Genomic DNA, 23,312 nt, shown 5'->3' with positions numbered 1-23,312 from the left:
CGATCAGAACCGCGCGGCCCGGAATGGGCGCAAGTCAAATTCACTGGGGCGATCCATGACCAGATCCGCCACCAGTTCGGCCGTGCCAGCGGATTGTGTCAGGCCCAGATGCCCATGCCCAAAGGCATAGATGACGCGGGGCGCGCCGGGGGCACGGTCGATGACGGGCAGGCTGTCAGGCAAGGACGGGCGGAACCCCATCCATTGCGTGCCCCCTTCGGCGTTAAGCCCCGGCGCAAAGCGTTTGGCCTTGGCCAGCAGGGTGTCAGCCCGCTTGTAATTGGGTTTGAGCTTGAGCCCACCCAGTTCCACCGCCCCGCCAACACGCACCCCGCCATTGATCCGCGACAACACAAAGCCATGACCGCCAAAGGTGACATGGGTGCGCAAATCAAATGCCCCCTCGGGCAGGGTCGTGTTGTAACCGCGTTCGGTTTCAAGCGGGATACGATCCCCCAGCCGGGCGGCAAGCTGATGCGAATAGGCCCCCGCACTCACCACCAGTTTCTGTGCGACCAGCGGCCCGTCGGGCAGGGTCAGTTCCACACCGCTTTCCGAGGACACCAGATCGGTCACCTCTGCCACACGAATCTCACCCCCGCGCGCCACGAACTGCGCGGCCAGATGCCGGGTCCAACCGGCGGGATCCACCGTGTTCATCCAGGTGGGGGTATAGCCCGCATGGGTAAATTGACGGCTCAGACCGGGTTGAATATCAGCAATCGCCTCGGGGCTTTCCAGAAGCTCAAACGGGATGCCATGGGCCTTGCGCAGTTCCCATTGGGGCAGGCTCGCCTGAAACTCGGCTGCAGTTTCATAAAGCGTGATTTGCCCCTCGCGCTGCATCAACCCCTCACCATCAACATCCTTGATCTGGCGTTCAAGGGCGGCCCGGCTGAGATCCATCAGCTTTGATTGCGCCGAGAGCGAGGCCAGATAGCGGTCCTGCCAGCTCGCCCGCCAGAACCGCAACATCCACGGGGCGATTTTCAACGCGTATGACGGAGGAACCGACAGCGGGCCAAGCGGGTCAAGCAACCATTTGGGCGCCTTGCGCATGATCCCCGGCGTGGCCAGCGGCACGATCTCGGTAAAGGCAAATGCGCCCGCATTGCCCTTTGACGCCCCTTCTGCCACACCCTCACGATCTATCACCGTGACGTTCTGCCCGCGGTTCAGCAACTCCAACGCGGTGCTGATCCCGATGATCCCGGCGCCAATGACCACAATGTCACGTGTGTTATCCATCTCTGCCTCTCAGATGATCCGGGACGGCCCGGTATGGTCCTGTGTCAATTGGGGTGGCCGGGCGACAAAACCGCCCGGCAGAGCTACAGGTAAATACCTGCCTTAAAGGGGTCCTTCTCATCAAAGAGGAGTGTCCCTTCGGCCATCACAAATGCCTGACCGGTGAGAGTGGGAATAACCCCCCCGTTGGGTCCGGATTGATAAGAGAGCCGATAGGGGCTGCCGATCACGCTTTCCTGCACGATCTCATCACCGGGCGCCAGTCGACCGTCTGCTGCGAGACAGGCAAGGCGGGCGGAGCTGCCCGTGCCGCAGGGCGACCGGTCATACTCATCATCCGGGCACAGCACGAAATTGCGGCTGTGCACCCCGTCCCGCGGTGAGGGACCCTGGAAAATCACATGGTCAACCAGCTCACCATTTTCGCCACATACCCCCTGCGAGATGCAGGTTTCGCGCACCGCAATCGTCATGTCGGTGAGCGCGCGGATATGACCGCTGTCCACCGGCAAGGGGCTGGGGTCAACGATGAAAAACCAGTTGCCGCCATAGGCAAGGTCACCCGTCACCGGCCCGTAATCCGGAACATCCAGAGTGATCCCCGCCCTGACCCGGCGGCTTTCCACATTCGTGACGCGCACGGTATTGGGGTCCAGCACGTCAATCGAAATCACACCGACGGGCGTCTCTATCCGATGTGTGCCGATGCCGATACGCCCCATATGGGCCAGCGTGACACCCAGCCCGATTGTGCCATGACCACACATCCCCAACACCGCGTCCGCGTCGAAATAGATGACGCCAACCTCACAGCTTGGGTCCTGCGGCTCTACCAGCAAGGCCCCGACCATGCCGGGTTGACCGCGCGGTTCAAGCAGGACGGATTTATAAAACCCTTCGTGATCGGTTGCGAGCGCCCGGGCCTGATCGGCCAAAGGCCCGGACCCAAGGTCCGGACCGCCGTTCAGGATCACCCGTGTGGGCATCCCCCCGGTATGGCTGTCGATCACATGCATTCAGCGATCACCCCACCTTGCTTGCTCCAATCCGCAAACCAGTTGCAAAACAGAGCGTATTGCTGTTCGCAATAGTTGCGTTGCGCATCCGTCAGCACATCCGTTTCATTGAAATGCAGGCGGTATTCCTCTTCGCCATTCAGCACGAGCAGGTATTTGTAGTAAAGCACCAGGTCGGTGCCTTCATCAAAACTGGCCAGAACCCCAAAGGCTTCTTCCAGTTCCTGGGCCCGCTTGCGGGCTTCAGCGTGGCCTTTGGCCGCTTTTTGCGACAGGGCAGCAAGCAGCAGGGCCTCTTTCGGAAGAGCTGTTCCGATCCCGGTGATCGAGCCGGTGGCGCCGCAATTGACAAAGCCGTGGTAAACCTCGGTATCAACGCCAACCATCAGCGTCACCTGATCATCCTGGCTGGTGATATGTTCAGCCGCATAGCGCAGGTCGTCTTTGCCGCCGAACTCTTTGAACCCGACAAGGTTCGGATGCTCGGCCCGCAGGGCAAAGAACAGTTCGGCCCGTGTGGCAAAGCCGTATACCGGGCTGTTATAGATGATCGCCGGCACGTCCGGGGCGGCCTCAAGGATTGCCTTGAAATGGTTCTTTTGCGCGGTGATCGAGGTGCCGCGGGACAGCACACGCGGGATCACCATCAGGCCAGCAGCGCCAACTTTCTGAGCGTGCGCCGCGTGGGCCACGGCTGATTTGGAATTGATCGCCCCGGTGCCAACCACCACGGGCAACCCCGCTTCGACCAGACGTTCGACGCCAATCATCCGCTCTTCATCCGACAGCAGGGGCCAGTCGCCCATGGAACCGCAATAGACCACGGCGGACATCCCGGCCTCGATCATTTCGCGTCCCTTTTTGACCAGCGCATCATAGTCCGGGGTGCGGTCTTCTTTGCAAGGGGTCATCAGGGCGGGCATGGTGCCGGTGAAAATGGTATTCGACATGAGGGGCTCCTGTCTGCAGGCTGGCAACTGGGCCAGGAAAGTGATGGGTGAAGAGGGGAATTCCTCCATTGTCATCCCGGTGATTCCATCCATTTGCCGGATTTCCTCAAGGAATAACCTGTATACCCATGGGGATATCAAAATTGGATCCAAAATCCAATAACTTTCTTACGCTACGCAAAAGAAAACCGAAAACCTGCTCTGGCCGCGCTCTGCTCCTCAGCCAGCTATCGAAAAAACACATAACGGGTTTGCAGATGGTCAGCTTCTCATGGCGCAACACCCATCCTAAATGGAGCAGGACGAAACTGCATTCACCTCAAAAAGAAAAGGAGCTGAGGATGGCACAAAACATGATCCACGCCCTGCATTATGTGGGCTTTGTGGCGGTTGGCCTCATGACCATCGTGACAGTGTCGGTTCTGGCTTTTTCATGATCAAACCAGATCCCGTGCTCTCACCCTCAGAATCATAAAAGCCGGCGCTGCCACGCCGGCTTTTGTTTTTTTTCGATTTTTCAAAGGCTCACCCCAAAAGCAGGTTTGGCAACCACAGCGCCAGTTGCGGCACAAAGGTGGTCAGCATCAGCGTGGGCAACCAGGCGAAAACAATAAAGACCAGGGTCGGCCAGAGCATCTTGGCAACCGGCGTCTCAGCCACTTGCGCGCCCAGATACAAAAGCGGCGCAGTCGGCGGCGTAATATTCGCCATACCCAGATTCACACCGATCACGGCGGCAAAATGGATCGGATCCATGCCAACCGATTGCGCGATCGGCAGCAGGATTGGGGTCGACAGCAAAAGCCCCGAGATGTCATCCATCAGCATCCCGATCAGGATCATCACCACATTGATCATCAGGAGGATGACAATCGGATCATCTGATACCGAATAGACAAGATCCTTGGCCACCTGCGGTGCGCCCTGTGCAATCAGGTTATCCGACACGATCAGCACCATGAAGATCATGACCATGACAACACCGATCGTAATGCCCGAGCGTTGCACAGTTTCCATCAGGCTGCGCCAGGTCAGCCCCTTGTAGAAATAGATCGCCACCGGAATGGCATACACCACGGCAATGCCAGCCGCTTCGGTCGGCGTCATGACCCCGCCGTAAATTCCCCCCAGAATGATTAGCGGCATCATCAACGCGGGCCCGGCAAGCCGCCCCTGCGCCTTCAGAACAGGAATAAACGGGTTGGGTCGTTCGGTCAGTTTGATGTCATCATATTTGCGCAGCATGAACTGGTTGGTGATGATCAGCAGTGTGATCAGGATCAGCGCCGGGATCACTGTGGAAAGGAAGCATTTCAGCACATGCTGCTGCGCCACCCAACCATAAAGGATATGCGACGAGCTGGGCGGGATCAGCAGGCCCAGCGGGCTTGCCGACACGATCAACGCCGCCGAGTGACCTGCCGGATAATTCGCTTTTTTCAGATGCGGCATCATGATGCCGCCGATACAGGTCAGCGTCGAATTTGCGCTGCCCGAGATTGACCCGAACACACCGCAGGCCAGCACGGCCGCCGCACTCAATCCCCCTTTGACATGCCCGATGAAAAGCTCCGCAAGCGCCACCAAAGGCGCGGCGATACGCCCCTTCTCCATCACGCCACCCGCGATCATGAACAGCGGAATGGCCAGAAGCACAAGCGAGCGGATCCCGGTCGAACCTGTGGGCAGATAGCCGGAAATGGACTGGTCGCCCACCAGCGCAATAAACATCAGCACGGTGCCGAAGGCGACAAAAACACTGACGCCCAGCAACAACATGGCGCAGACGATGACAAGACTTCCAACAATGATCATGATGCCTGCTCCTCGATCTGGTCAGCGGGTGTTTTCTGGTCTGATTTAAGCGGCAATCCCAGGCCCTGACGGATATGCACATAGAGATAGGCAGCCGAGAAAGTCGCCATGAAGCCAAAGGCGATCATGATGGCAATGCGCCATGACACGAACGGGATGCGCAGGGCAGGTGTGGCGCGCAGGCGCGGAAAGGAAAAATCATCTGCCAGCGAGACATAGCAGGCATAAACGATGAACAGCGTCACGGTCAGCTCAATCGCCAGAACGACAAAACCGCGCCACCAGATTGTGCGCGGATTTGTGATGACGATCCCCAGAATGTCTGCGTTGATATGCAGCTTGCGCTCTGACGCCAGAACTGCCCCGGCAAAGAAGCCAAGAATGCTGAAGGCCAGCAACCATTCCTCATAGGCGAAAAGGTCACCATTGAGCCCATAGCGAATGACCACAACCAACCCGAAGGTGACAGCCATCAACAGCCCGGAAATGGTGACAATCACCTTCATCAGCACCATCGCCCATCTCATGGGCACCCCGATCACCCGCGGCAATTCATCTGTAATATTCATGCTGCGCCTCCCTCTTTCGTGATCTCTTTACCGATCGGAACCCGTATTCGAATAACATTTGTCATCCTCGTTACCCGAAACGCCCCCATCCGATCTTACACAGCGTTTCCGCATACACCTGCACAGGTTCATGGGGAAACACTTTGGATACAGAAAGGGCCGGTGCGCGCCACCGGCCCCCCTGCATCAGCGATTATTTTCCGGCTGCAAGCAGGCGGTCCATCACCTCTTTGCCAACCGAGCTTTCCATCGACGGCCAGATGTTGGTGCGCACATGCTCAACCATGGCTGCCTGCTCTTCATCGGTCAGCTTGAGGATGGTGTAGCCGCTTTCCACCAGCTTCTGTTCGAAGGCTGCGTCGTTTTCACGGTTGTAGTTGAAGAAATCATCCGAAGCTTTCTTCATTGCGGCTTCGATCACGGCTTTCTGCTCATCATTCAGCTTGGCCAGGGTGCGCTCGGAACCATAGTAGAAGGTCTGCTCGGGGATGGTGTTGTATTCCACGAAATAGCTGCCAACATCCGATTTGGCGAAGATCGAATAGGTCGCGGTTTTGGTGCAGCAGATGGCACCGTCCACAATACCCGATTGCAGCGCCGGGAAAATGTCACCCCAGGCCATGGTGGTGGCCTGGAAGCCCAGGCTTTCCACCATCGACTTCACGACATTCGACGACCAGACACGAATATTCATGCCTTTTTCGTCAAAGTTATTCCAGTTCTTCGGCTCTTTGGTGGCGACAATGCCAACAAACCCTTCCGGGTTGCCTGCAATTACCTTCACACCGTATTCGTCGGTGATTTCCTGCAGGATCTTGCTGAATTCCGACTCCGGGTTGCGCATCACGCTGTCCATGTCATCCCAGCCGCTGACCAGGAAGGGCATCGACAGGAATTCCAGGCGCGGGTCGGTATCGGAATAGATGAATGCCGATGCGAAATCGATGTTACCGCGGGCCACATCTTCGAACAGGGCCTCACCCGATCCAAGCTGGTTGGCGGGGAAAACGGTCATGTTCAGACCCACACCGGCTGCGTTCACATCTGCGGCAACCTGTTCCATCATCTTGGTGCCCTGGTGGTCAATCGGGAACACGCCCGCAAAGCGCAGGTTGATGTCATCTGCAATTGCAGCGGTGGTCGACAGAACCGTCAGCGCGCCGGCTGCCACGGTTTTCATCAGCGTTTTCATCTTCAACTTCTCCTCATTTTGAAGGTGTAACTCGTTTGCCAGCGCGACCGCACCGATGTTCTGGTGCGCTGGATAAAAGGGGCACATGCATGGCGCTGCGTGATCCAACCGGTTTTGTCACGAACCCGCCGGACCATCATGGCCAAGGAATGATGCTTGCATGTTTTGACGAATACCCCCTCCGCGCGGCGTCATTGAGGTCGTATAGATTAATTGTATCCAAAATCCAATAGACAATCAAAAAACATTAGATCATCCATCGCAAAGCGAAATGAATGCGCTCTGCCAACCACGGTTTTGCGAAAGACGCCCATTGGCCGCCCCTTCCAATAGACGGGGCAGCTCCAAAACATTTTGAAAAATCCGACGGAATTGCAGACATTTGCGCCCCGGAAATACAATCCAGGGGTCACAGCCGCGTCTTCCTGCCTAGTGCCAGACCCCCTAAAGGGATGTCAGCCGGTCCTGCAGAAAAGAGTAGGTGTTGCGAGCCGTTTCCAGTGCCTGCCGCGTGACCAGAACATGTTTGAATTCTTCTGAGTGGTCCGAAAACGCCACCGGTGGCGTGGTGTCATCCATCCAGGGCAAACAGAACAGCGAATCGCCAAACATCTTCCCGGCCCGATTGAGGCTAAGGAAAAACAGCTGGTTCTCAATCGCCCGCGTTCTGGAAAAATCATGCCAGGTGGCAAATGTTTCATCCCGTGCATAGGCGCCGCAATGCAGGATAAGCTCCGCACCATGTTCCAGCGTCAGATGGCGTGACAATTCCGGGATACGAATATCGGCGCAAATGATCGGCGCAACCCGAAATCCTTTCACCTCAAACGAAAACGGCTTTGTGCCGCGTTCGAAATAGTCCTTCTCCATCGACGCACCAAACTGCGCCAGATAGATCTTGTCGTAATGCCCCACCAGCTCCCCTTCCGGGCCAACCACCCCCATCGAGATGAAATGCCGTCCGCGTTCTGCCCCTTCCCCACGGCGCGCAAACCCGAACACAACATGGCAGTCATGCTTGATCGCAATCTCACGCCAGACCTGAAAAGATGCCCCGTCCAGCGGCTCCCCCAGCTCCTCCAGCGCCGCGAAAGCCGGGCGGGAATAATCAATCGAGGAAAGCTCTGGCAGAACCACCAGATCAGCGGGCTGTTGTTGCAGCCGCGCATCCACCTCGGCACGGACCCGCAACAGATGCCTGTCACGTTCTGCGCCCGTGGTCATGGCAGGAATGTCGATCTGGCAGGCAAGGATATGAAGCTGGTCTGACAACATCGTAGGGGCCTTTTTGTTTGTCCGACCGCTACATTGAGGGTTTCGGCTCAGGCGTCAAGCGACCGCTCAAGCCAGGACTGCATCCGCTGTTTCCCAAGGCGACAGGCCTCGACAAGACCCCACCCCAGCGCCAGTTGGCAGGCAATTGTCGTGGCCAAAGCGCAACCGGTTCCCCTCCTCTCAACAGGCAATCGCGGCGAGGGGAAAGCGTGGTGGCCACACGCCCCAAACAGATGATCTGTGGCCTTTTCACCTCCCCCATGGCCCCCTTTCACCAGCACGGCCCCGGCACCTGCCGACAAAATGTCATTGGCCTGTGCCGCAATTGTCGCAAAATCCGCCGCCGACGCACGCCCGGTCAGAACCGCCGCCTCCTCAAGGTTCGGGGTGACAAGGTCCGCCTGCGCCAGCAACGCCCTTGGCACTTGCCCCGCCATCAGCGTGCCACCGGAACTTGCCTTCAACACCGGATCAAACACGGTCGGCAGCGGCATATGCTGCAGGCAATCGGCAACACATTCCGCGACCTCGACGGTCCCAAGCATCCCGATCTTGATCGCCTGAAACTCTCCCGAGGCAATCGCCGCCTCAATCTGCTGGCGCACAAAACGTGCCGATATCGGAACCACCCCGGCCATCGCCACGTGAGACTGGGCCGTGACCGCCGTCACGATCGGCATCACCTCAACCCCCAACTCGGCCGCCACTGCGATGTCCCGGCTCAGCCCCGCGCCGCCGCTGCTGTCCGAGCCCGCGATGACCATGATCCTATTGGCGTTCATACGGCACAGGCCCCTATCCATTGCCGGGTGCGCGCTTCAGGGTCCTCCGCCTGACAAATATCCGTGACCACCGCCGCACTGTCCGCCCCAGCGGCAAAGACACCGGGCAGCCGCTCCGGGGTCAGCCCGCCGATTGCCACCAGCGGCGTATCCCCCGCCATCGCCTTCCACCGGTTGATTTTTCCCAACCCCTGCGGCCCCCATTTCATCTTTTTCAGAAGGGTCGGATAGACCGGGCCAAGGGCAACATAGGCAGGATCACAAGACAGTGCGCGATCAAGCTCTGCTTCATCATGTGTCGACAGACCAAACCGCACCCCGGCCTGACGAAGGGCGGCAAAATCGGCGCCGTCCATATCCTCCTGCCCAAGATGGACAAAGCTGCACTTTAGGTCCAAGGCAGCCTGCCAATAGTCATTCACCACCAACTGCGCGCCATGCACCGCACAGACATCGCGGGCACGGGCGATCTGGCGACGGATCTCGGTCTCTGGCAGATCCTTGAGGCGCAGCTGCACCAGCTTGACACCATGCGGCACCAGAAGTTCCAACCGGGCCACATGGTCAACAATCAGGTAAAACCGTTCCATCAGCCAAGGCCTTTCATATCAAGATCTGCAAGGCCCAGAATGGGCGTCGAAGGGACCGCCATGTCGCGGCGCGGCATCGGGTCGGCAAGGTATCCTGCCCGCCCGACCGTCACCGCATCCGCCATGGCGCGTGCCATCGCCACCGGATCACCGGCCTTGGCAACGGCGGTGTTCAGAAGAACCGCATCCATGCCCAGCTCCATTGCCATCACCGCATCAGACGGTCGCCCGATCCCCGCGTCGACAATCAGCGGCACATCCGGAAAATGCGCGCGCATGGCACGCAGCGCATCCGGGTTGCGCACCCCCTGCCCCGACCCGATCGGAGCCCCCCATGGCATAAGAAGTTCACACCCGGCCTCAATCAGTTTTTCCCCCACAATCAGGTCATCGGTTGTGTAGGGAAACACCTGAAACCCCTCAGCACATAGGGTCCGCGCGGCCTCAACCAATGCGAACACGTCCGGTTGCAGACTGTCGGAATGGCCAATCACTTCGAGCTTGATCCAGGTCGTGCCAAAAAGTTCCCGCGCCATGCGGGCCGTGGTGATCGCTTCGCTGGCAGTGTGGCACCCGGCGGTATTGGGCAGGATGCGCAGATTGAGGTCGTTCAGCACCTGCCAGAACGCCGCCCCCGTGCCCGCACTGGTTTCACGCCGCAGACTGACCGTCACGATCTCACAGCAGGCGGCCCGGATGGCGTCAACCAAAATGGCAGGCGACGGGTATTGCGCCGTGCCCAGCAAAAACCGGGACGAGATCTCTTCGCCGTATATCTGCATCTCAGCCCCCTTTCATCGGCGCGAGGATCTCAACCTGATCCCCGTCAGCCAACCACATATCCGCCCGCAGCTCACGGGCAATGAACTCGGCATTCAACGCCGTGGCGACAAATGGGCTGGTAAAATTCAGCTCTTCCATCAGGTCCGCCAATGTTCTGGCGGAAACGTCACACGCCTTGCCGTTCACGATGACATTCATCTGATCCCTCCTGAAAAAATTGCGCCGCGAGTTGTCCCGCCAGCGCAGGCGCCAGCAGAAACCCGTGGCGATACATGCCGTTCACATGGGTGGTGTCGCCCGCCTGTATCAGCCGGGGCATATTGTCGGCAAAAGCAGGGCGCAGCCCCACACCAGTTTCGATCACGCTGGCTTCGCCCAATGCAGGGTGCAGGGCAAAGGCGGCGCCCAGCAGTTCCAGAAGGGAGCGCACGGTAATTTCCCGCCAGGACGTGCTTTCGATCATCGTCGCTCCGATCATGTAGACCCCTTGCCCGCGCGGCACGAGGTAGAGCGGGATGCGTGGGTGCAAAAGGCGCAGGGTGCGGGTGATCTGCACCTCGGGGGCCTCGATGATGGCCATCTCGCCGCGGATCGACCTGAGGCCCGAGAGCCCCCCTGTCTCTGCAGCGGCCATGCCCCTACAGTCCACATCCACCCGGTCCGGTGCAGGCGTGTCATAGCGGATATCCACGCCAAGGGCCTGCACGGCGGCGCTCAGGTCCATGAGCGCGCGGCGGGCATCAAGATGGGCTTCCTCCTCAAAGAAAAGACCCCGTTGAAACCGGGTTTCGAGCGCCGGTTCCAGCATGGCGATCTCATCTGCGTCCACCCAGCGATGGCGGTCGGTGCGGCGGGCAAAACGGTCAAGCTCGGCCCGGTCGCGCGGCGGGGACAGAACCAGCGTGCCCTTGCGGGTGACAGGTGTCACCTGCGCCCACCAGTCAATCGCACCTGCTCCGAGGCGGACGACCTGCGGATCGGCCACCTCGCCCTCGCACCAGGGCGCGAGCATACCGCCCGCGAACCAGCTGCTCGGGTTGTCGGCGGGGGAGGACCCCGCCTCGTAAAGGATCACCTCCGCCCCGCGCTTGGCGAGTTCATAAGCCGAGGCGAGGCCGGCGACACCGGCCCCGGCAATGGTGATCATTCCCCCGGCTCCAGTTCCGGCGTGACCTCGGCGGGCATGTAGAGCTCGCCACCCTGGCGGAATTTCTCGGCCATGGCCGCCATCCCCTCCTTCTGCGCCTCGGCGCGAATGTCGTGGCTGATCCGCATCGAACAGAATTTCGGCCCACACATGGAGCAGAAATGCGCCACCTTATGAGCTTCTTTCGGCAAGGTCTGGTCGTGGAAATCGCGGGCTGTTTCCGGGTCAAGCGCGAGGTTGAACTGATCCTCCCAGCGGAACTCGAACCGGGCGCGGGAAATCGCATCGTCGCGCCGCTGCGCACCGGGGATGCCCTTGGCCAGATCGGCGGCATGGGCGGCGATCTTGTAGGTGATCACGCCGGTTTTCACATCGTCGCGGTCGGGCAGGCCCAGATGCTCCTTGGGCGTCACATAGCAAAGCATCGCGCAGCCGAACCAGCCGATCATCGCCGCCCCAATCCCGGAGGTGATGTGGTCATAGCCCGGCGCGATGTCCGTGGTGAGGGGGCCGAGCGTGTAGAACGGTGCCTCGTCACAGCAGGCGAGCTGCTTGTCCATGTTCTCCTTGATCTTGTGCATGGCGACGTGGCCGGGGCCTTCGATCATCACCTGACAGTCCTTGGCCCAGGCGATTTTGGTCAACTCACCCAGCGTTTCCAGCTCGGAAAACTGCGCTTCATCATTGGCATCCGCAATGGAGCCGGGGCGCAGACCATCACCCAAGCTGAAGGCCACGTCATACTGGCGACAGATATCGCAGATCTCGTCGAAATGCTCGTACAGGAAGCTTTCGCGGTGGTGATGCAGGCACCATTTCGCCATGATCGACCCACCGCGCGAGACAATCCCCGTGACGCGGTTCGCCGTCATCGGCACCATGTGCAGGCGCACGCCCGCGTGGATGGTGAAGTAATCGACCCCCTGTTCGGCCTGTTCAATCAGCGTGTCGCGGAACACCTCCCAAGTCAGGTCCTCGGCAATACCATTCACCTTTTCCAGCGCCTGATACATCGGCACGGTGCCAATCGGCACGGGGCTGTTGCGCACGATCCATTCGCGGGTGTTGTGGATGTTGCGCCCCGTCGAAAGGTCCATCACCGTGTCGGCGCCCCAGCGGATCGACCAGACCATCTTGTCGACTTCCTCTTCCATAGAAGAGGTGACGGCAGAGGTGCCCATATTGGCATTGATCTTGACCAGGAAATTGCGGCCGATGATCATCGGCTCACTTTCCGGGTGGTTGATATTTGCGGGGATAATGGCGCGGCCTGCCGCCACCTCATCACGCACGAATTCCGGCGTCACGTAGTCGGGGATATTTGCGCCCCAGTCATTGCCATCGTGCGGCTGGCCCTGACCTTGAGCATGGCAGGGGGCAAGCTCGCGCAGCTGGTTTTCGCGGATGGCGATGAACTCCATCTCGGGTGTGATGATCCCGGCGCGGGCATAGGCGAGCTGCGTGACCGCGCGGCCCGGTTTGGCGCGCAGCGGGCGGGGTTTGACCGGGAATTCCGGGGTCAGCTTGTCGCCTTCGACAAAGCCGTTGTCCTCGGGTTTGATCTCGCGGCCGTCATATTCCTCGACATCACCGCGCGCCAGGATCCAGGCACGGCGCAGCGGCGCGAGGCCCTGTTTGATATCGGTGGTCACGTCGGGGTCGGTGTAAGGCCCGGAGCTGTCATAGACCGGCAGGGGTGGTTCGCCTGCCGTGGGGTGCACGGAAATCTCGCGCATCGGCACGCGCACATCGGGGTGCAGGGTCCCCGCGACATGGATCTTGCGGGAGGCGGGCAGGCCACCGGTGGTGATGTTTGGATTGGGGACGTTCATTTTGGCGCTCCTCAAGCTTGCGACTTAAAAAGACACCAGGTGAGCTTGGGGAGGGAGCCGGGGACGGATCGCCCCCGTGGTCGGCTGTCGCAAGGGGGATGCCCCCGGGTCGCGCCTAGCTTCCTACGCCAGTGTCAACTGGGTCAGGTTCAAAGGGTCGCGTCACCGGGGGTGTCCACTTTGGAACGTCCCCTGTCAGCCTCTCAGTCCCCTAGGCGGGACTCCCCTGCGTGCCTAAGGTTTAGGAAAGAGGTTTTCGAATTGCAAGCGGCTCGTTCCAGTTCGGTCAGAAAACTGCCAGCACAACGTCACGGCTCTCGCGCGCGAGGGACCGGAGAGGGTCCGGCACCGACAGCCTGCCCGCCCCGCCAACAGACAGACATCTATGGGCGCGAAGCCGTGGCACCTGACTTGGTCAGACAATGGGTGAGGTGCCGCGCCTCCTGCCAACCTGACACCCCTGTCTCAGCTCAACAGGCGGCCATCAACCGATAGGTGATCTGCGCTGCGGTGAAATCCCAGGCGTCCTGCCCGTTGGGGGCAAGCTCCACCACGTCCATCCCGACACAGCGGCGCCCCTTCAATGCGTGCTCCACCAGTCGCAGGGCTTGATAGAACCCCAAACCTCCGGGCACGGGCGTTCCGGTGGCAGGCATCTGGCTGGGATCCAGCCCGTCCACATCAAAACTCACATAAACCAGTTCGGGGAAATCGTCCGGCAGATCCACGGCAAGGATATTGCCCGTGACCAGATCCTCGGCATCCACATGAAACACGTTGTTGGCAATCCGGCTTTCGGCCTCTTGCGGGCACAGCGCGCGCACACCGAATTGCGCAAGACGGATCCCCTCTTCGGACAACAGATGCATGACCGAGGCATGGGAGTGCTTTTCGCCCTGATACGCCACGCGCAGATCCGCATGGGCATCCACCTGCACCACACCAATCGGCTGGCCCAATGCGCGGGCCACGCCCATGACGGCCCCATAACTGAGCGAATGTTCCCCGCCCAGCGTGACCGGCAGTTTCCCGGCTTTCACCACAGCTTCGGTTTCACTGGCGATCCGTTCCATCACCTCGGGCAAGGGACCGTCACAGTCAACCGGGGCATGGGTAAAGATCCCATCAGTGCAGGGTTCTTTGCCATTGCACAGGCGTTCCAGCTCGTTTGACGCGTCAAGGATTGCGGCCGGTCCCGCCTGGGTGCCCGAACCATACGATACCGTACGCTCCAGCGGCACCGGGATCACATGAAACCGCGCGGCCTCACTGCGTTCGGTTTCACTCAGTTCACTGTCGAGAAAAACAGTCATGACAGACGCTCCTTGAAATCCTCATAGGTGAAGCTTTTCACCATGGTCAGCTGATCAGTTTTACTGTTCCACAGCGCGATGCCCGGCAGGGGCACACCATTGAACGTATTGGTTTTCACCATCGAATAATGGGCCTGATCGAGAAAGGCGAAGCGCTGTCCGATTTCAAGCGGCTGCGCCCAGCTATAGTCACCAATCACGTCGCCCGCGAGGCAGGATGGCCCGCCAAGCCGATAGGTTTGGCCCGCCCCGCCCTCTGCTTCGTCCAGAAGCGCCGGGCGATAGGGGGCTTCGATCACATCCGGCATATGGCAGGTTGCGGAAATGTCGGTGATCGCAAGCGGTATGTCATTGACCGGAAGGTCAAGGATCTCGCCCACCAGAATTCCCGCATCCAACGCCACCGCTTCCCCCGGCTCAAGGTAAACATCGACATCATATTTCGCGCGAATCTGGCTGAGGAACGCCACCAGTGCATCCCGGTCATAATCGGCGCGGGTGATGTGGTGGCCGCCGCCGAAGTTGATCCATTTGAGGCGGGGCAGATAGGGGGCGAGCTTGGGCTCCACGGCGGCCCATGTGCGGGCGAGCGGTTCGAACCCCTGTTCGCACAGGGTATGCATGTGCAGCCCATCGGCGCCCTGCATGATCTCATCCGTTAGCAAAGACACCGGCGTGCCAAGCCGGGAACAGGGCGCGCAGGGGTCATATTTCGGGATTTCCCCTTCGGAATGCTCGGGGTTGATGCGCAGGCCGACCTGAACACTTGCGGCCTGTGCCTGTTGCAAAAACCGGTCTTTCTGAGCGGGGCTGTTGAAGATGATATGGTCCGAGAGTGACAGGATTTCGTCAATATCCTGATCCTTGTAGCCCGCGCAGAACGTGGCAACCTCACCGCCATACTCCTCGCGCCCCAACCGGGCCTCATAGATGCCACTGGCACAGGTTCCCCCCAGATATTGCCGCACCAGCGGGGCAAGAGAGAACATGGAAAACGCCTTCAGCGCGCTCAGGACATGCGCCCCCGAACGGTCGGCCACGCCCTTAAGGATCGCCAGGTTTCGCTCGATGGCCACCTCGTCCACCACGAAACAGGGCGTGGGGACGCGCGACAGATCGAAGTCGCGGAATGCGCCTGCATCTCCGGCTTGGGTTTGCATCAGTTCGGTCATTGTCGCCATTCCAGATGTGTCGGGAGGGCTGAGCCCGTCCGCGGGTGGGCGTGACGCGCCCGCCGATCCCCCCAAGGGTTTGCCTTCGGTAAAACGGGGCGGACGGGCGCTGCCCGGCGTTGCCGCCGGTCTGTCTCTTAGAACTCGACCGGGCCATCCAGTTCGTGAACCTGCCACGGCAGACCGTGGTCATTCAGCATGTCCATGAAATTGTCCGGGTCGAGCTGTTCCATGTTCCACACGCCGGGTTCCACCCAGTTGCCCTTGAGCACCTGCGCGGCCCCAATCATCGCCGGCACACCGGTGGTGTAGGACACCGCCTGCGAACCCACTTCGGCGAAGCATTCTTCGTGGTCACAGATATTGTAGATGTAATAGGTCTTTTCACCGGATCCATCCTTGGCCTGACCGGTGGCAATGTCGCCAATGCAGGCCTTGCCCTTGGTCTCGGCCCCCAGATCGCCGGGATCGGGCAGCAGGGTTTTCAGGAACTGGATCGGGATAATTTCCTGACCGTCATGCATCACCGGATCAATGCGGGTCATGCCCACATTTTCCAGCACTTTGGCATGCATGATATAAGCGTCACCGAAGGTCATCCAGAACCGGGCGCGCTCGATCTCGGGGAAGTGGGTCGACAGGCTCTCCAGCTCCTCGTGATACATCAGATACATGTTCTTGTTGCCAATCGCCGGGAAGTCGAACTCGACCTTGGTGGTCATGGCCGGGCTGGTCTTCCATTCGCCACCTTCCCAGTGACGCACTTCGGCCAGCACTTCGCGCAGGTTGATCTCCGGGTTGAAGTTGGTGGCAAATTCCTGATCGTTCGAGCCGCCATTGGCGTCCAGAATGTCGATCTGGCGGATGGTGTCCAGCTTGTGCTTCTTCAGCCAGGTCGCAAAGACCGAGGTCACCCCCGGATCGAAGCCCGAACCGAGGATCGCGGTCAGCCCGGCCTCTTTGAACTTGTCCTGATAGGCCCATTGCCAGTGATATTCGAACTTGGCCACGTCCTCGGGCTCGTAGTTCGCAGTGTCCAGATAGTGGCAGCCCGCTTCCAGGCAGGCATCCATCAGAACCAGATCCTGATAGGGCAGGGCCAGGTTCACAAGGATCTCGGCGCCGGTTTCGCGGATCAGCTTGACGGTGTCTTCGACCTTATAGGCGTCCAGCTGGGCGGTCTTGATCTCCACACCCACGCGGTCCTTCACGCTGGCGGCAATGGCATCGCATTTGGACTTGGTACGGCTGGCAAGCGTGATTTCGGTAAAGATATCAGCATTCATTGCCATCTTGTGCACAGCGGCATGGCTTACGCCACCGGCACCTACAACAAGGGTCTTTCCCATGGGTATCTCCTGACCGTGGTTATTCAAAATAAGTGTAGCCATTCATCGACGCACGATAGGCGTCGATCAGGGTTTTGCGTTCATTGGCGGTGATGCCGCCGGCGGAAATTGCCTCGTCCACCATCTTGCGGAACGTGGCGATACAGCTTGCGGGGTCATATTCGACATAGGACAGCACCTGCGCGATCGTGTCCCCTTCCTGCTCATGCAAAAGATCAAACCCGCCATCGGCGCGCAGGTCAATTGTCACCACGTTGGTATCGCCAAACAGGTTGTGCAGATCCCCCAGCGTTTCCTGATAGGCCCCAACGAAAAACACGCCCAGATAATAGGGCTTGTCCTCGGGCAACGAATGCACCGGCAGGGAGGGGGCAATTTCGCCCGCCAGAATGAACTGGTCCATCTTGCCATCGCTGTCACAGGTGATGTCGGACAGAACCGCGCGGCGATCCGGGGTCTGATCCAGCATCTGCAGCGGCACGATAGGGTGCAGCTGATCAATCGCCCACACATCCGGCAGAGACTGGAACAGCGAGAAATTGCAGTGATACACATCCGCGATCTTCTGCAGTTCCTTGTCCAGTTCACCGCTTTGCGGGCTTTCATGGGCGATTTCCTTGATCCGCGCCATCAGGTTCAGATAAATCCGTTCCCCCCGCGCCATCTGACGCAGATCCACATAGCCCCGCCGGAACAGCGCGCGCAGCTCGCCCCGATAAAACAGGGCGTCATTCCAACATTCCTGAACCCGCTCGGGCACCAGATATCCGGAAACCGCCTGCAAATCCTTGAGAAGATGATGATCATCAGGCTCAAGCTCGGGCGCGTCCGGGGCATCGTAAAGCGTGCTTTCCAGCACATCGAAAATCAGCATCGACGAAGTTGCCGACACAGCGCGCCCGCTTTCGGTCACCAGAACCGGATGCTCCACCCCCGCTTCGTCCATCGCATAAGCCACGGTTTCAACCACGTTGGCGCAATATTCCGCCATCGTGTAGTTGACAGAGTTCTCGGTTGCCCGCTGTTCGCCGGTATAGTCGACCCCCAGACCGCCGCCCAGATCCAGATGGGTGAGCGGCACACCTTCGCGGGTCAGTTCGGTGAAATAGCGGCAGGCTTCGGTCACGGCGCGGCGCACATCATTCACGTCCGGCACCTGACTGCCCAGATGGGAATGCTGGAGCTTGAGGCAATGCAACAGCCCCTCATCACGCAAACGATCCACCACCCGCAACAGCTGATCGGTATTCATCCCGAAGGCGGAACGGTCCCCCGAGCTGCTTTGCCATTTGCCGCTGATCTGATTGGTCAGTTTGACCCGCACACCCAGCAAAGGATCAACGCCCAGCTCACGCGCGGTTTCAATAACAATCTCGGCCTCTTTCGGGCTTTCAAGCACGATCACGGTATTGAAACCAAGCCGCCGTGACAGGATCGCCAGACGCACGAATTCCACATCCTTGACACCGTTGCAAACGATCAGCGCGTCCTTCGACAGGCGATGGGCCAGCGCGATGACCAGTTCGGGTTTCGACCCCGCTTCCAGCCCGTATTCATACTGGCGACCAAACTCCACAATCCGGTCCACCACCTGAGCCTGTTGGTTGACCTTGATCGGGAACACACCGCGATAAGGGGCGCGATACCCGGTCTTGGCGATGGCTTGGGCAAAGCTGTCATTGAGGTGCTGGATTTCCGCCTCGAGAAAGCTCTTCACCCGCAAAACCAGCGGGCTTGCAATGCCCCGCTCGTGCAGGTCTTCAAGGATCTGCGGCAGGCTGACGGGGGCCGCCTCCGGGTGGGCAGGATCACACAGCGCCACATCCCCGTTCGGCAACACCGAAAGAAGGTCTTTGCTCCAACGATCAATACCGTAGATGGAATGGGAAAGGGGTTGTTCATCGGACATGGGAACAAGCCTTTTCAGAATGTATGGGAAAAAAGGAGATCAGGCGCACGGCATTCCAGCCGCGCAGGACTACGCGGGTTCAATCTGTCCGGCATTGCGCAGACGAAACCACTTCATCTCGATGAAACTCCAGTTTGCGCTTTCACGAGAAAGCTGATCGGCGTTTAAGTTCTAGTGGGCCGCCGAGTCAACAAAATACTGCCCCCACCAAGCCCCCAGAGATCCGAATTCTGCCCTCACTTTGGGCTGTGCCGTGATGTTATCCGGATTTGTTATGGAAAATGAACCCGATGAAGTTGAGCAGGAGCTGTGCTGCAAGGATCTGCGTGCTTTCCGACGGGTCATAAGCGGGGGCCACTTCGACAAGGTCAATCCCCACGACATCCCCACGTTTGGCCAGCCCCTGCAGGATTTCCAGCACATCGTAATAGAGAAAGCCACCATGCGAAGGCGTGCCCGTGCCCGGCGCGATGGAGGGGCAGAACGCGTCAATGTCGATCGTGACATAATAGCGGGCGCCTTTCGGGATACGGTCCAGCACCCCCGCGGTGCCCAGCGCCCGCACCTGCCGCACGGACAGGATATCCGACCCACGCGCGCGGGCATCTTCATACCCTTCCCTGGCAGTGGAGGACACATTGCGAATGCCCAGCTGGGTCATGCCGCAGACATAGTCCTTTTCAATGGCCCGACGCATTGGGTTGCCATGACCATCCGTCACCCCCTTGCGGTTATCAACAAAGTCCAGATGCGCGTCGATCTGCACCACATGGATCGGCCCCTGTTCGGCACAATTGTCCCGAAAGGCATTGATACAGGGAATATTGATCGAGTGGTCGCCGCCAATGATCACCGGCAGCGCCCCGGCGGCGAGGATCTTTTTCACACCATATTCGATGCTCGCATGGCTTTCCTCGGTCTTGGTGTGGATGATGTCAGCATCCCCCAGATCGACAATGCGCACATCCTCACCCAGATAGGTCGCGTCATCTTCATGATCATAGGCCCCCGCATGGCCGAAACTGAACAGTGTCGATGCTTCCCGCACGGACCGCGGACCGAACCGGGCGCCCGAGCGAAACTGGCAGCCAAAATCAAACGGAGCACCGAGGATTGCCACATCTGCATCAATCTGATCCCAGTTCTCAACATAGGGTTTCTTGCCAAAAGTGGCGATTCCAACGAAAGGCAGATTGAGCCGCCCCGTGTCGTAACCATGTCCAGACATGTGCTTCTCCGTGATTGGGAACAATTACCCCGCCCGCAGCCGGGCAGGCGCACCAGCGAATGCCTGCCAGATCCAAGAGACGCGATCCCCCAGACGACAGACCGAAACGCCGATAACTGTGATATCTCTCACGGCGTTTCAGCTTGTCCCTGCCTCAGGTGCGCGGGCGCTCGGAACAACCTTCCTTTCGAAATGCACCCCCGTCAATGAGAGTTTTCACCACTGAGACCTTCAAGAATGGGGCAATCGGGACGATGGTCCCCGGCACATTCGCGGGTCAGGTGGGTCAGCGTTGCATGCATCGCCTGCAAATCGTTGATCTTGGCCTCGATCTCCGCAAGGTGCTTGCGGGTGATCGCCATAACATCCGCACTGGCACGCCCTTCATCTTCGTAAAGTGCAAGCAGGTTCCGGCAATCATCAATCGTGAAGCCAAGCGCACGGGCACGGCTGAGAAAGATCAGCTTGTGCAGATCGGTTTCACGGAAAACCCGGTAGTCGTTGGTATCTCTGAGGGGTTTGACCAGACCGATATCTTCGTAATAGCGGATGGTCTTCGCACGCAGCCCGGTGCGTTTGGAAACATCCCCGATATTCAGGTTCATCATACTTCTCCCGTTCCGCTGATCACAGCTGGTTTCAGAGGGGTCCCGGTGGGCGCCTGACGCGCTGTCGGGGCGCTGATAACCGGGCGCACCCAACGCAACCGCAAGGCATTGGACAAGACGAACACGCTGGACAAGGCCATGGCGCCTGCTGCCAGAACCGGCGACAAAAGCACCTCAAACGCAGGATAAAGCACACCTGCGGCCACTGGGATCAAAAGCGTGTTATACCCAAAGGCCCAGAACAGGTTCTGACGGATATTGCGCATGGTTCGCGCCGAAATGTCAAACGCATTGACCACCCCGACAAGATCCCCGGACATCAACACCACATCCGCAGCCTCGATGGCCACGTCGGTCCCGGTGCCAATCGCAATCCCCACATCCGCAACCGCAAGCGCGGGCGCATCGTTGATCCCATCCCCGACAAAAGCCAGCTTGCCCTCTGTCCGAAGGTTGTTCAACGCATCCACCTTGCCCTCGGGCAACACTTCCGCAACAACGTGATCAATGTCCAACTCGCGTGCAATGGCATCGGCCGTGCCCTGATTATCCCCGGTGATCATCGCCACCTTGAGACCCAGATCATGCAGCGCAGAAATGGCGAGGGATGTGGTTGGCTTGATCGGGTCCGCCACGGCAATGGCCGCTGCAATCTTACCCCCGATCGCGGCATAAAGCGGTGTGCGGCCCTTCCGGCCCAGCTCATCACCGATCCTTCCAAGATCCCCCAGTGCAATCTCTTCCCGGGCCATCAGCCGGTCGGCCCCAATCAGGATTTTCTGCCCTTCAACCATTGCCGAAACACCATACCCCGTGATGGAGGCGAACTCCTGAACCTCGGGAAGGGTCAGTGACTGATCTTCGGCAGCCCGCAAAATGGCCTCGGCAATCGGATGTTCCGACCCCGCTTCGACGGCGGCAACCAGACACAACACGTGGTCGCGCTCAAACCCCTCTGCCACAGCCAGATCCGTCAGCTCGGGCCGGCCTGCGGTCAATGTCCCGGTTTTGTCCAGCGCAACAACCTGCGTTTCCCCCAACAACTGAAGCGCATCCCCCTTTCGAAACAGGACGCCCAGTTCGGCTGCCCGTCCGGTGCCAACCATGATTGAGGTCGGGGTAGCGAGACCCATTGCGCACGGGCAGGCGATGATCAGCACCGCCACCCCGGATACAAGCGCAAAACTCAGCGCGGGATCGGGGCCAAACACAAGCCAGGTCACAATTGTCAGCGCAGCCAACGCCATGACGGCGGGAACAAACCAGGCGGTAATCCTGTCCACAAGCCCCTGGATCGGCAGCTTGGCCCCCTGCGCCTGTTCGACCATCTGGATGATCTGCGCCAGCATGGTGTCGGCCCCAACCTTGGTGGCGCGAAACCGCAAGGCGCCGGTGCCATTCACTGTCGCCCCGACAAGCTCGTCACCTGTGGATTTTTCGACCGGGACCGGCTCGCCGGTGATCATGCTCTCATCGACATAGGAGCGGCCCGACAGGACCTCTCCGTCCACCGCGATCTTTTCACCGGGGCGCACATGTATCACATCCCCGACCACAATGGTGTCAATCGGCACCTCGGTCACATCATCGCCCCGCTCAACCCGCGCCGACTTCGGCTGAAGACCAACCAGTTTGCGAATAGCCTCCCCCGTGCGGCCCTTGGCGCGCGCCTCCAGCCACCTGCCCAGAAGGATCAGCACCACGATGACCGCGGCGGCCTCGAAATAGACATTGGCGGTGCCATCCGGCAACAGACCCGGCGCAAAGGTGGACACAAGTGAAAACCCATAGGCCGCCGACGTTCCCAGCGCGACCAGAGAGTTCATGTCAGGCGCCCCCTTGAACAACAGCGGAAACCCCTTGGTGTAGAACCGCAGACCGGGGCCAAACAGCACGATGGTGGTCAGCACGAATTGCACAAGCAGGCTGGTCTGCGCGCCAATGTTGTTTTGGACCCACATATGTATCGCAGGAAACAGGTGACCGCCCATTTCCAGCACAAAGACCGGCAAGGCCAGCACTGCAGCCAACAGCGTGATGCGTCCCAGATGGGCAATTTCCGCGTGTTTCCGATCCTCGTTTTCCGGCGCGCTGCCGGTTTTGACCCTGGCCGGATAGCCCAGTTTGGTCGCCACCCGCGCCAGATCGGCGGGGGCGACAACCCCTTCAAGATAGCGCAGCTGAGCCGTTTCGGTTGACAGGTTGACCTGCGCGCTCAGCACGCCGGGCGTTGCAGACAGGACGCGTTCCACACGACCAACGCAGCTGGCACAGGTCATCGCCTCAACCTCCAGCGTGACCTCTGCCTGTCGCGCCGGATAGCCTGCCTGCTCCAGCGCCTCCGTCAGCGCAGGCAAAGTGGCGGGTTCGGAGAACGCAAGCTCAACACTTTCGCTTGCCAGATTCACTGTGGCACCCTCGACGCCGGGAACCGCCTTCAGGGCTTTTTCCACGCGCCCGACACAGCTCGCGCAGGACATGCCCTCTACAAACAGCCGGAAATGGGATTGATCAGACATGGTGTCCTCCGCGAC

20 protein-coding genes are annotated in these 23,312 nt (G+C 59.6%); all 20 read right to left on the bottom strand.

Annotated elements, in window-relative coordinates; translation table 11 throughout:
• Positions 1–3: 3 nt before the first annotated feature.
• A complete protein-coding gene (locus K3J57_RS00270; RefSeq protein WP_259785673.1) occupies positions 4–1,248 on the bottom strand; it encodes an NAD(P)/FAD-dependent oxidoreductase in 1,245 nt (414 codons plus the stop codon).
• Positions 1,249–1,331: 83 nt separating this feature from the next.
• On the bottom strand, positions 1,332–2,264 hold the full coding sequence (locus K3J57_RS00265) for a 4-hydroxyproline epimerase (RefSeq protein ID WP_259776331.1): 933 nt from the start codon (positions 2,262–2,264) through the stop codon (positions 1,332–1,334).
• On the bottom strand, positions 2,255–3,214 hold the full coding sequence (locus K3J57_RS00260) for a dihydrodipicolinate synthase family protein (protein ID WP_259773694.1): 960 nt from the start codon (positions 3,212–3,214) through the stop codon (positions 2,255–2,257). The genes K3J57_RS00265 and K3J57_RS00260 overlap by 10 nt, the downstream gene beginning before the upstream one ends.
• 525 nt (positions 3,215–3,739) lie before the next feature.
• Positions 3,740–5,029, bottom strand: a complete 1,290-nt coding sequence (locus K3J57_RS00255) for a TRAP transporter large permease (protein ID WP_173486027.1) — start codon at positions 5,027–5,029, stop codon at positions 3,740–3,742.
• Positions 5,026–5,598 (bottom strand): TRAP transporter small permease, encoded by a 573-nt coding sequence (locus K3J57_RS00250; protein ID WP_259776330.1) that lies wholly within the window; start codon positions 5,596–5,598, stop codon positions 5,026–5,028. The genes K3J57_RS00255 and K3J57_RS00250 overlap by 4 nt, the downstream gene beginning before the upstream one ends.
• Positions 5,599–5,791: 193 nt before the next feature.
• Positions 5,792–6,790 carry a TRAP transporter substrate-binding protein DctP gene (gene dctP / locus K3J57_RS00245; RefSeq protein WP_375542814.1) on the bottom strand — a complete coding sequence of 333 codons (999 nt, stop codon included), beginning with the start codon at positions 6,788–6,790 and terminating at the stop codon, positions 5,792–5,794.
• Between the two features lie 444 nt (positions 6,791–7,234).
• Positions 7,235–8,065 carry a carbon-nitrogen hydrolase family protein gene (locus K3J57_RS00240; protein WP_259796629.1) on the bottom strand — a complete coding sequence of 277 codons (831 nt, stop codon included), beginning with the start codon at positions 8,063–8,065 and terminating at the stop codon, positions 7,235–7,237.
• Between the two features lie 47 nt (positions 8,066–8,112).
• On the bottom strand, positions 8,113–8,868 hold the full coding sequence (thiD, locus tag K3J57_RS00235) for a bifunctional hydroxymethylpyrimidine kinase/phosphomethylpyrimidine kinase (RefSeq protein WP_259796627.1): 756 nt from the start codon (positions 8,866–8,868) through the stop codon (positions 8,113–8,115).
• Positions 8,844–9,437, bottom strand: a complete 594-nt coding sequence (locus K3J57_RS00230; RefSeq protein WP_259796626.1) for a thiamine phosphate synthase — start codon at positions 9,435–9,437, stop codon at positions 8,844–8,846. Before K3J57_RS00230 ends, thiD begins: the two co-directional genes overlap by 25 nt.
• Positions 9,437–10,219, bottom strand: coding sequence for a thiazole synthase (locus K3J57_RS00225; RefSeq protein ID WP_259796624.1), 783 nt, complete (start codon positions 10,217–10,219; stop codon positions 9,437–9,439). Before K3J57_RS00225 ends, K3J57_RS00230 begins: the two co-directional genes overlap by 1 nt.
• Position 10,220: 1 nt before the next feature.
• Positions 10,221–10,418: a sulfur carrier protein ThiS gene (gene thiS / locus K3J57_RS00220; RefSeq protein ID WP_259776325.1), complete on the bottom strand. Its 198-nt coding sequence runs from the start codon at positions 10,416–10,418 to the stop codon at positions 10,221–10,223.
• On the bottom strand, positions 10,387–11,367 hold the full coding sequence (locus K3J57_RS00215; RefSeq protein ID WP_259793067.1) for an FAD-dependent oxidoreductase: 981 nt from the start codon (positions 11,365–11,367) through the stop codon (positions 10,387–10,389). The genes thiS and K3J57_RS00215 overlap by 32 nt, the downstream gene beginning before the upstream one ends.
• Positions 11,364–13,199 (bottom strand): phosphomethylpyrimidine synthase ThiC, encoded by a 1,836-nt coding sequence (thiC, locus tag K3J57_RS00210; RefSeq protein WP_259796622.1) that lies wholly within the window; start codon positions 13,197–13,199, stop codon positions 11,364–11,366. Before thiC ends, K3J57_RS00215 begins: the two co-directional genes overlap by 4 nt.
• Before the next feature lie 470 nt (positions 13,200–13,669).
• On the bottom strand, positions 13,670–14,512 hold the full coding sequence (gene speB, locus K3J57_RS00205) for an agmatinase (RefSeq protein ID WP_259796620.1): 843 nt from the start codon (positions 14,510–14,512) through the stop codon (positions 13,670–13,672).
• Complete coding sequence (nspC, locus tag K3J57_RS00200) at positions 14,509–15,684, bottom strand: carboxynorspermidine decarboxylase (RefSeq protein WP_259796617.1); 1,176 nt, start codon at positions 15,682–15,684, stop codon at positions 14,509–14,511. Before nspC ends, speB (K3J57_RS00205) begins: the two co-directional genes overlap by 4 nt.
• Positions 15,685–15,821: 137 nt before the next feature.
• Positions 15,822–17,033, bottom strand: a complete 1,212-nt coding sequence (locus K3J57_RS00195) for a saccharopine dehydrogenase family protein (protein ID WP_259796616.1) — start codon at positions 17,031–17,033, stop codon at positions 15,822–15,824.
• A gap of 19 nt (positions 17,034–17,052) precedes the next feature.
• Entirely contained in the window at positions 17,053–18,942 is a 1,890-nt protein-coding gene (speA, locus tag K3J57_RS00190) for a biosynthetic arginine decarboxylase (RefSeq protein WP_173486038.1), read from the bottom strand.
• A gap of 259 nt (positions 18,943–19,201) precedes the next feature.
• Positions 19,202–20,170, bottom strand: a complete 969-nt coding sequence (speB, locus tag K3J57_RS00185; RefSeq protein WP_259785652.1) for an agmatinase — start codon at positions 20,168–20,170, stop codon at positions 19,202–19,204.
• A gap of 203 nt (positions 20,171–20,373) precedes the next feature.
• Positions 20,374–20,769: a Cu(I)-responsive transcriptional regulator gene (cueR, locus tag K3J57_RS00180; RefSeq protein ID WP_173486346.1), complete on the bottom strand. Its 396-nt coding sequence runs from the start codon at positions 20,767–20,769 to the stop codon at positions 20,374–20,376.
• A 5-nt stretch (positions 20,770–20,774) separates the two neighbouring features.
• Positions 20,775–23,297, bottom strand: a complete 2,523-nt coding sequence (locus K3J57_RS00175; RefSeq protein ID WP_259793029.1) for a heavy metal translocating P-type ATPase — start codon at positions 23,295–23,297, stop codon at positions 20,775–20,777.
• Positions 23,298–23,312 lie beyond the last annotated feature (15 nt).

This window comes from Aliiroseovarius crassostreae (assembly GCF_025137635.1).
Classification (GTDB): domain Bacteria; phylum Pseudomonadota; class Alphaproteobacteria; order Rhodobacterales; family Rhodobacteraceae; genus Aliiroseovarius; species Aliiroseovarius crassostreae.
Note: the sequence above shows the minus strand (reverse complement) of the source record. Positions and strands in the feature narration are given on the sequence as shown.

Coding starts and splice junctions, on each gene's coding strand:
- K3J57_RS00175 (WP_259793029.1), bottom strand. CDS start 23,297: ATGTCTGATCAATCCCATTTCCGGCTGTTTGTAGAGGGCATGTCCTGC.
- dctP (WP_375542814.1), bottom strand. CDS start 6,790: ATGAAAACGCTGATGAAAACCGTGGCAGCCGGCGCGCTGACGGTTCTG.
- K3J57_RS00260 (WP_259773694.1), bottom strand. CDS start 3,214: ATGTCGAATACCATTTTCACCGGCACCATGCCCGCCCTGATGACCCCT.
- K3J57_RS00230 (WP_259796626.1), bottom strand. CDS start 9,437: ATGGAACGGTTTTACCTGATTGTTGACCATGTGGCCCGGTTGGAACTT.
- thiC (WP_259796622.1), bottom strand. CDS start 13,199: ATGAACGTCCCCAATCCAAACATCACCACCGGTGGCCTGCCCGCCTCC.
- thiD (WP_259796627.1), bottom strand. CDS start 8,868: ATGGATAGGGGCCTGTGCCGTATGAACGCCAATAGGATCATGGTCATC.
- speB (WP_259796620.1), bottom strand. CDS start 14,512: ATGACTGTTTTTCTCGACAGTGAACTGAGTGAAACCGAACGCAGTGAG.
- K3J57_RS00265 (WP_259776331.1), bottom strand. CDS start 2,264: ATGCATGTGATCGACAGCCATACCGGGGGGATGCCCACACGGGTGATC.
- K3J57_RS00270 (WP_259785673.1), bottom strand. CDS start 1,248: ATGGATAACACACGTGACATTGTGGTCATTGGCGCCGGGATCATCGGG.
- K3J57_RS00255 (WP_173486027.1), bottom strand. CDS start 5,029: ATGATCATTGTTGGAAGTCTTGTCATCGTCTGCGCCATGTTGTTGCTG.
- nspC (WP_259796617.1), bottom strand. CDS start 15,684: ATGACCGAACTGATGCAAACCCAAGCCGGAGATGCAGGCGCATTCCGC.
- speB (WP_259785652.1), bottom strand. CDS start 20,170: ATGTCTGGACATGGTTACGACACGGGGCGGCTCAATCTGCCTTTCGTT.
- K3J57_RS00240 (WP_259796629.1), bottom strand. CDS start 8,065: ATGTTGTCAGACCAGCTTCATATCCTTGCCTGCCAGATCGACATTCCT.
- K3J57_RS00195 (WP_259796616.1), bottom strand. CDS start 17,033: ATGGGAAAGACCCTTGTTGTAGGTGCCGGTGGCGTAAGCCATGCCGCT.
- K3J57_RS00225 (WP_259796624.1), bottom strand. CDS start 10,219: ATGCAGATATACGGCGAAGAGATCTCGTCCCGGTTTTTGCTGGGCACG.
- speA (WP_173486038.1), bottom strand. CDS start 18,942: ATGTCCGATGAACAACCCCTTTCCCATTCCATCTACGGTATTGATCGT.
- thiS (WP_259776325.1), bottom strand. CDS start 10,418: ATGAATGTCATCGTGAACGGCAAGGCGTGTGACGTTTCCGCCAGAACA.
- K3J57_RS00215 (WP_259793067.1), bottom strand. CDS start 11,367: ATGATCACCATTGCCGGGGCCGGTGTCGCCGGCCTCGCCTCGGCTTAT.
- K3J57_RS00250 (WP_259776330.1), bottom strand. CDS start 5,598: ATGAATATTACAGATGAATTGCCGCGGGTGATCGGGGTGCCCATGAGA.